Origin of the sequence: Pseudoalteromonas sp. Z9A6, from assembly GCF_011378805.1 — a bacterium.
GTDB classification, from domain to species: domain Bacteria; phylum Pseudomonadota; class Gammaproteobacteria; order Enterobacterales; family Alteromonadaceae; genus Pseudoalteromonas; species Pseudoalteromonas distincta.
Genome location: NZ_WTKZ01000069.1, coordinates 12,824 through 20,246, shown reverse-complemented (window position 1 = coordinate 20,246; position 7,423 = coordinate 12,824). Strand labels below are relative to the sequence as shown.

6 protein-coding genes are annotated in these 7,423 nt (G+C 38.3%); 2 read left to right on the top strand and 4 right to left on the bottom strand.

Annotated features, from left to right (window positions below; all coding sequences use genetic code 11):
- Nucleotides 1-82 precede the first annotated feature (82 nt).
- Together GQR53_RS18165 and radA are read right to left on the bottom strand one after the other, a co-directional pair.
- The gene (locus GQR53_RS18165; protein ID WP_165744835.1) at nucleotides 83-1,015 is read right to left on the bottom strand and encodes a hypothetical protein; all 933 of its coding nucleotides are present in this window, start codon (nucleotides 1,013-1,015) and stop codon (nucleotides 83-85) included.
- A 75-nt stretch (nucleotides 1,016-1,090) separates the two neighbouring features.
- On the bottom strand, nucleotides 1,091-2,476 hold the full coding sequence (gene radA, locus GQR53_RS18160; protein ID WP_002958769.1) for a DNA repair protein RadA: 1,386 nt from the start codon (nucleotides 2,474-2,476) through the stop codon (nucleotides 1,091-1,093).
- A gap of 364 nt (nucleotides 2,477-2,840) precedes the next feature.
- Here radA and GQR53_RS18155 point away from each other — a divergent pair, with 364 nt between their 5' ends.
- Nucleotides 2,841-5,318 (top strand): PilZ domain-containing protein, encoded by a 2,478-nt coding sequence (locus tag GQR53_RS18155; RefSeq protein ID WP_165744833.1) that lies wholly within the window; start codon nucleotides 2,841-2,843, stop codon nucleotides 5,316-5,318.
- Here GQR53_RS18155 and serB read toward each other — a convergent pair.
- On the bottom strand, nucleotides 5,315-6,343 hold the full coding sequence (serB, locus tag GQR53_RS18150) for a phosphoserine phosphatase SerB (protein ID WP_165744832.1): 1,029 nt from the start codon (nucleotides 6,341-6,343) through the stop codon (nucleotides 5,315-5,317). The genes GQR53_RS18155 and serB overlap by 4 nt on opposite strands.
- Before the next feature lie 152 nt (nucleotides 6,344-6,495).
- Here serB and GQR53_RS18145 point away from each other — a divergent pair, with 152 nt between their 5' ends.
- On the top strand, nucleotides 6,496-7,116 hold the full coding sequence (locus GQR53_RS18145) for an AhpA/YtjB family protein (RefSeq protein ID WP_002958772.1): 621 nt from the start codon (nucleotides 6,496-6,498) through the stop codon (nucleotides 7,114-7,116).
- On the opposite strand, the gene GQR53_RS21515 is transcribed toward GQR53_RS18145, so the two are convergent.
- On the bottom strand, nucleotides 7,083-7,423 hold a 341-nt coding region (locus tag GQR53_RS21515), incomplete at its 5' end, for a TatD family hydrolase (protein ID WP_240917502.1). The two genes, GQR53_RS18145 and GQR53_RS21515, sit on opposite strands and share 34 nt — an antisense overlap.

Genomic DNA, 7,423 nt, shown 5'->3' with positions numbered 1-7,423 from the left:
CTACGATTTAGCAAAATCTCTTGAGTCAGACTTGTGATCAAGAGACAGCCAATTGGCGCCTTTATTAATACAGAACTAAGGCCTAATTACCTTTAACTTCTAAGTTAATAAACTTAACTAGTTCTTCAGGTTGCCCTACTAGCATCATAACTTGTTGGTTAATTTCCATCATAGTTTTACCTTCAGGTAGCTTTGCAGACACACTGAATGAATTTAAACCTTTCGCAAAGCTGGTTAAAGCCTCTGCAATATCTTCAGTTACAGGAGCTTGTTGTAACTGTTGCTCTAGCGTCATTTCCATTTGCTCAAGCGTCATACCTTGCTTTTCAAGCTCGCTTGAGAGTAAATCTTTTAATTTACCCTGGTTATTTAAGGCAAAGCTAACATTACGCGGCTCTAATTTACTCATTGCTTGCATAACAAGTGTTTGCTGCTGTAATTCTTGCTCATACGTCAGCGGTTGATCACCGGCTTCTTGCTGCGCCTTGCTAATAGCTAATGAAGCATCCATTAACGCTTTTGAATTAGCTAAACCCATATCCATATTAAAACTAACAATGTCTTTTGCATCAAGCTTAACTACTACATCACTATTGCCAGACTCTTCATCGTAATCAAGTGATGAATGTAAATCGTAACTTGCCGACGCTAACATTTCGTTTGTATCAGCTGGTAATTTTAATACGAAGCTTTTATCAAACTGAAAGCTTTTTACATCAAATGATGTATGTGGTGATATTTTATCCGGCTCGTAGCCAGTTATTTCAATGCTTTGAATATTAGCAACATTGTCACCTTCAGGGCTTATTACTTCCATGTTTGTTATTTCTACACTCTTTGAGATAACACTTGCCGATAAACCAGCGTATTTAAATGTAGCGCCAGTTTGCTCGCTTACTAAAGCAAGTTGCTTATCTACTTCTGCACGCACTTCTTGAGTTGCTACGTAGTTTGCGTAACTAACACCACCCACGCCTGCGGCCACAAGAGCTGCAACTATAACTAATTTTTTCATGTCATTTCCTTATTTAATTCTTTCTATAAAGTGTCTCAACTTAAGAGTAACACTGAAGAACATCACCGATAAGTGTTAATTAATCAAACTAAGTAACTCATGTACGGTTTTTACAGGGGTAATTTTAGCGCCTAGCCCTTCCATCGATTTATGGTAATTGCGAAATGGAATATATATTTCTGTAAAACCATGTTGTGCAGCCTCTTTAACACGCGGTACACCACTGTCTATTGGGCGTACATCGCCGTTTAAGCTAAGTTCTCCCATAATACACGTGGTACGAGGTACAACAAATTCGTTTAAACTGCTAAGTAACGCGGTTACTAATGCTAAATCGATGCAGGTTTCTGTCTCATCAATTCTTAAACCACCCACAATATTAAAAAACGTATCGTGAAATATTTTAGTTTTAGTATGCTTACGTAATATACCGGTCAGCATTTTTATACGATTCATATTTAAACCAACACAAACACGCTGCGGAAATTCAGCTTCTGTTTCGGTAGTTAAACATTGAATCTCAAGCAATAAATTACGATTCCCTTTACGAATACAGGTAATAGTAGAGCCAGGTGAGTCGGTGGTTGAACCCGATAAAAATATTTCACTTGGATTATCAACGCTTAACATCCCACGTTCACACATTTTAAAAATGCCAACAGTATCAATATCACCAAAGCGGTTTTTATTTGCCCTAAGTGTTCGTATTTGCCCATCGTTGGTATCTATGTGTAAAAGCGCATCAACAATATGTACAAGTGTTTGAGGGCCTGCTATTTCGTTATTTTTATTTACGTGAGCAATAATGAACATAGTTACATCATTTTGCTTACAGTACTGAGTTAATGCTTGGGCGGCGCTTTTTACTTGCGAAGGCGAACCTGGGCTACCATTTGCCGTATCGGTTACAACAGCTTGAATAGAGTCAATAACAGCAAACTTAATTTTATTTTTCTCGAGCTCTTCGATGATGGTTTCAACACTCGTTTCTGAAAGTAAATAAAGCTCGTCCGGGTTATAGTTTAACTTTAAACGATTTACCCTGTTTTTAAACTGCGATAAAGATTCTTCTGCCGTACAGTAAAGTGACGGCATCCGTTGTGACATTCTTGCCACTAGGTCAGATAGCAAAGTTGTCTTACCCGCCCCCGGATCGCCCGAAATAATATTAACCGAGCCAGTAGTCACCCCGCCGCTTAGTACGCGATCAAGCTCGCCGATTTCAGTTAGCTGCTTTTCAGCCTCTGATGTAGCAATATCATTGATTTTTTTAGAGCCACCACCAACACCACCAGCATAACCACCAACGTTTGCTCGTATTGATGCTTTTTTACTGTGCCCTGCTGAAGGCTTAAATTCCGCTAATGTGTTCCACGCACCGCAGCGACATTGACCCTGCCAACGTTGATAGTTCATGCCACATTCGGTACAAACAAATTCTACTTTTGCCGCTTTAGCCATTGATAACTTTACCTACTATTCTTTAAATTAAAAAAATTCTTACTATTAAGCGCTTATTTTGCCATTTCAGGCATTTACTTAGCAACAAACTCTTGCCTGCTTAAAAATCTAGCGTCACAATCAATAAATACACATGGTGTTTCTTTTTAGCTATAATTTAGGGCATACTTTTTGCTTTGTAATAGTTTAAAGTAACTTGCCAATAAAATGGCAAATAACACATACATAACAAGAGCTAAACAGTAGTAACTCAAATAATTGTACCTATATTAACAACATAGCGCGATTTAACGTTTATTGAACTTCTAATAAATGGACTTAACAGTATACCTACTTTTTCAATTAGACGGTGATGGTTTTATAAATGGCTGATGACATAATGCTCAAACACGAAGACCTCGTGAATGAGTTAAAAACATATTTAGGCAACGCTAAATTTGATTTAATTTTTAAGTCTAAAATAGCTGGGCTTACAAAGCCTGAACAGTTTTTAATGAAAATGGAAATGACACGCTTATCTCAGCCGATAGCGCGCTTTATTGACTTACGTGGTTTAGTGACTGGGCAGGTAAAGCCTTATGATCACAATGGCAAACAACATTTCATGGATGAAACAGCGATTGAAGTATTTGAAGCTGCGCTAAAACAACACGGTGGTTATACCCTTGCCGTTTATGAGGCAGTGATGAACACCGAAAATAATCATCGGGTGTTACAACGCAAAACCACAGAAAAAATTGCAGAGCAAGCCATTGATGACTCCCTTAATACAAATGTTATAAAGTTTGCCTCTTATGAAAGCCGCTCTGAAGAGCGAATGAACTATTCAATTAAAGTAACGGTTGAATACAACGACAAAAAAAGTATTGCTGCTAGCACTTCCGATATATCCCTCAGTGGTTGTAAAATAAAGCTAGCCACTCGTTATGTACTAAAAAAAGGACATTTAATCGCCTTGCGTTTGGTAGGTTTAGAGCAAGACTTTGAGCTAGGTTTAAAAAATGGCATTCAGTATGAGGTTGTCGCCGTAGAAAATATTTCTAAAGAGTTTAATCATATTCGTTTAAAACGCACCTTTATTGAAAATAATGAAGCGTTTGATAATTTTTTAGAAAGCTTTATCCACGGTAATAAACGTCGCTATAAAGTAAACCTTGATAATACGCTCGATGCTGTGGTTTCTAAGGGTTACGAGCAATACTATATTCCACGCGTCACCTCTTTATATGTGTTTTTAAGTAAAAAAGACAATGTACTTTATCCTAGCTTAAGTCTAACCACCGAAAACAACATTTTTATTCAACGTTACTTTACCGATGAACGCCAAAACCCTTGTTTATACAGTGTGCTTAATGAGCAACGCATTAATGCATTACTTTTAAAACAGGCTCCAGTTAAAGAAGATTATTTATATACTTTTACTCATATTTCAGCGGGCAAAATTTATTATTATTCTGCAACACGTAATGAGCTTGAACAAAACCCTCAGCTAAAAAACTTATTTTTAGGTTTTGGCAGTCAAAAAGACACTTGGCAGTGCTTTAAAATACAAATTATGCCAAGCCATCCAGATGACTCATTTATTCCTTTATCGTTACCAAACACTGTAAGTAAAAATATTGAAAAGCTCAATAAGCCGCCTTCTCCTCGGGTAGAAGGGTTAGTGAAAAATGTAAAATATATGGTGGTACTAACTGCTATTGGTAATAAAACTGAACAGCAACACTATCAGCAATTAAATTACGATAAAGCTTTGATTAATCAATTGAAGAGTTTTGGCCATAGCAAAAGTAAGTCTGCGCCTTATTTAGATATTGTACCTTTAGAGTATGTAAATCTTCGCTCTGATAAGCGCTACTTATATAAAACGAATGTGTCGATTAGCGTAAACGATGAGGTAGTACATGGCCTTACTCGCGACTTTTCGGTTATGGGCTTGCAGCTTGAATGCAAACAACCAGTAAGCTTAAAAAAAGGCGACATTGTTTTACTCTCGTTTCCTGACTTACAAAAAATAACCAAAACATATCAGCTTAGTGAGCTAAAGTACGAAGTGATGGCTGTAAATAAGTCGTTCACTATTATTAATTTAAAAGCCAGCCGAGTTGCCGACTTACCCCATGCTGGAGTGCTGTTTTTTACGCAGTTAATTAACAGTAATAAAGATAAACTAAAAGTGTCAGAAGAAGCGCCTAAAGTGCCAGGGCTCTCTACAGCACTTAGAAATATGGTAACTAAAAGCGTTTGCCAGTTCCCACTTTATTTACATAAAGAAGGAGCGCACTTTAAAGCAGGTGCAATTGGCTTTGGCTTATACCCTAGCCCACTACATGTGCTTTTACAAAACTTTGGTTTGTTGAGTAATAAAACCGATTTATCGAGCATTATTACTGATGAGCAAATCGTTAATGTGATCACCCCACAGATAAAAGATCTTAGCCGCCAAGATCCGCCAAGCGCCTTTACACTTGTGATTAATTTTGATCCCCGTAAGGGCAGTATTTCAGAGTCTACTACCAGTTATTGCATAGCAGGTGAGGATTATAATGATTTTCAGGAACAAATAAGCAAAGGCTTAAAGTCGAATCTTATTTTTGTTATGCGCTTGTACATATCACGTACTGGACGCCCAGATACCGATTATTTATCTAACGAACTAAAATATGTGAGTCAATATGCGCTGCATAAAGCAAGGGAATTAGAAGAGGCATTGTGGTCTGTAGCGGGTGTCGGTGATATTGTCGATATCACCGAAGAAGCCTTAAGCCATTTAAAACTTGAACAGCAACAAGTTGACCAAATGGGTCGCCGCAAACTGCTTTGGCTAAACCGCCTGCGTTAAACAGTAGCCACACTATTTAATGGTATAGCTAGCATATACAGTAATTGTAATAACGAGCCTTGGCAAATAGCTGCTTGGGCTTGCTCAACCACTTTTGCTTTACCATGTACTGCTACACCTAGCCCTGCTGTTGCCATCATTTTTAAATCGTTAGCCCCATCGCCAATCGCCACTGTTTGCGACTTTATTAATCCCAGCTGTTGCTGTAATGACTCTAAAATAACGGCTTTTTGCTGTGCATCTACAATTGTGCCTAATACTTTACCTGTGAGCTTATTATCTTTAAATTCAAGCACATTAGCGTGTACTTCATCTAAATTGATTAACGCTTGTACTTGCTCTGCAAAGGGTACGAAACCACCCGACGCAATGGCTAAGTGCCACTGATGCTGTTTAAGTATTTGGCAAAGCATTTTAATACCCGGCATTAAAGGTAAATTATTTTTTAACTCATCTATTAAGCTTTTTTCAATTCCGGTAAGTTTAGCGACGCGCTGATTTAGGCTTTCACTAAAATCAAGCTTACCAGCCATTGCCAGTGCTGTTACCGAAGCAACCTCATCGTATACGTTAGCTAAGCGTGCAATTTCATCTATGCACTCAATAGTAATAGCGGTTGAATCCATATCCATTACCAATAAACCTGGCTCATACAAGTTGGGTGGGCAAGCTATTTGCACTAGCTGAAAATCAAGTGTGCTGGAAAATTGTTGTAATACTAGCGGGTTTATAGTTTTATCTGCATTTTGCGCGTAAAAACACAGTGCTGGTGCAAGCCCTAAATCAGGTTGGTATTGGCATATAGCGGTGACGTTTTGGTTATGTGTCGCTAAAAAGTCAACAATATTGGCAATGTGTTTTTCTGCAAAATCACCTGCAAATGCGATGCTAAATAACCCTAATGCTTTGTTTGGAATATAATCGAGAGGTGTAGATACACCACCACTATAGCTAAACCATTTATTTAGAGTTAAGTGTTGTAATGGTTGCTCAGCAGCTTGCTGTGCCATGTTGATTTGCGACATGGGATCTCCGTGTTTATTTTTATTTTCCTGATAGTTGGCATCTCAAAACTGCTATTCTCAACACTAAATTCGCCATCAGGTGGGGTTTAAGGTTATAGTTAGTGTAGTTGTAACATCAAATCAAAATGCTGTCAGTAGCATAAACGGTGACTATGAAAAATAACCATATTAAAAACCCTATAAGCGCATCCCAAAGAAAGCGACTCGTTCGCTTAATTCTTGCGGCTGGCTGTTTTGTATTACTAAGCTGGGTGGGTGTTAATAGTAGTTTTCAGAGTCACCAGTTACTGTACGATAGCGCCGACAGCACCGCCAAAAGCCTCACTCAGTTTATGGCTTTAAATGTTAAAACACCTTTAATCGAAAAAAACAAACCCCAGCTCAATGCAATTTGTAACGATATAAGTAAAGATGAGTTCGTGCTTTCGGCCACTATTTACGATCAACAGGGTATTTTATTAGCCAGTAGCGACAATTGGCAGTCGCATCATGTTTATGGTCAACTTTCTGATTCTACCCCCGGAATAAGTAAGTTAAAAACACCTTTTATGGAACCTGTAATAAGCGATGATGACCGCCCTATAGGTTTTGTATCTATTACTTATTTAACTCGCGCTGCAATATCCGACAGCCATAATCATTTTCATGACTTAGGCAGACAGGTTTTATTAATGCTAGTGATTGCTTGTATTTTTACGTGGCAGTTAGGCCGTGGATTAAAGCGCTGGCAGGTAAATCGTTATATGCAAAAAACATCTGAACAAGAATCATAAAGTTGCTTTGCAAGCGTCTCTTTTTCGCTGTGTGGCTTTAAATCACATAGTGCGTCAAACACATCAGGTATATGCAATGGCGTGTTAACTTCCCCTTGGTAGCCACTTAACGGCATTGAAGGTGAATCCGTTTCAAGCACTAAGTGCTCGGGCTCAATAGCGGCAATAACAGCACGGGTTTTAGCTGCACGTTGATAGGTAATAACACCGCCTACGCCAAGCTTAAAGCCCTGTTTGATATAATACTTCGCTTGTTGGATTGAACCTGAAAATGCATGAATCACTCCCCCATTTTTTTTTTTTTTTT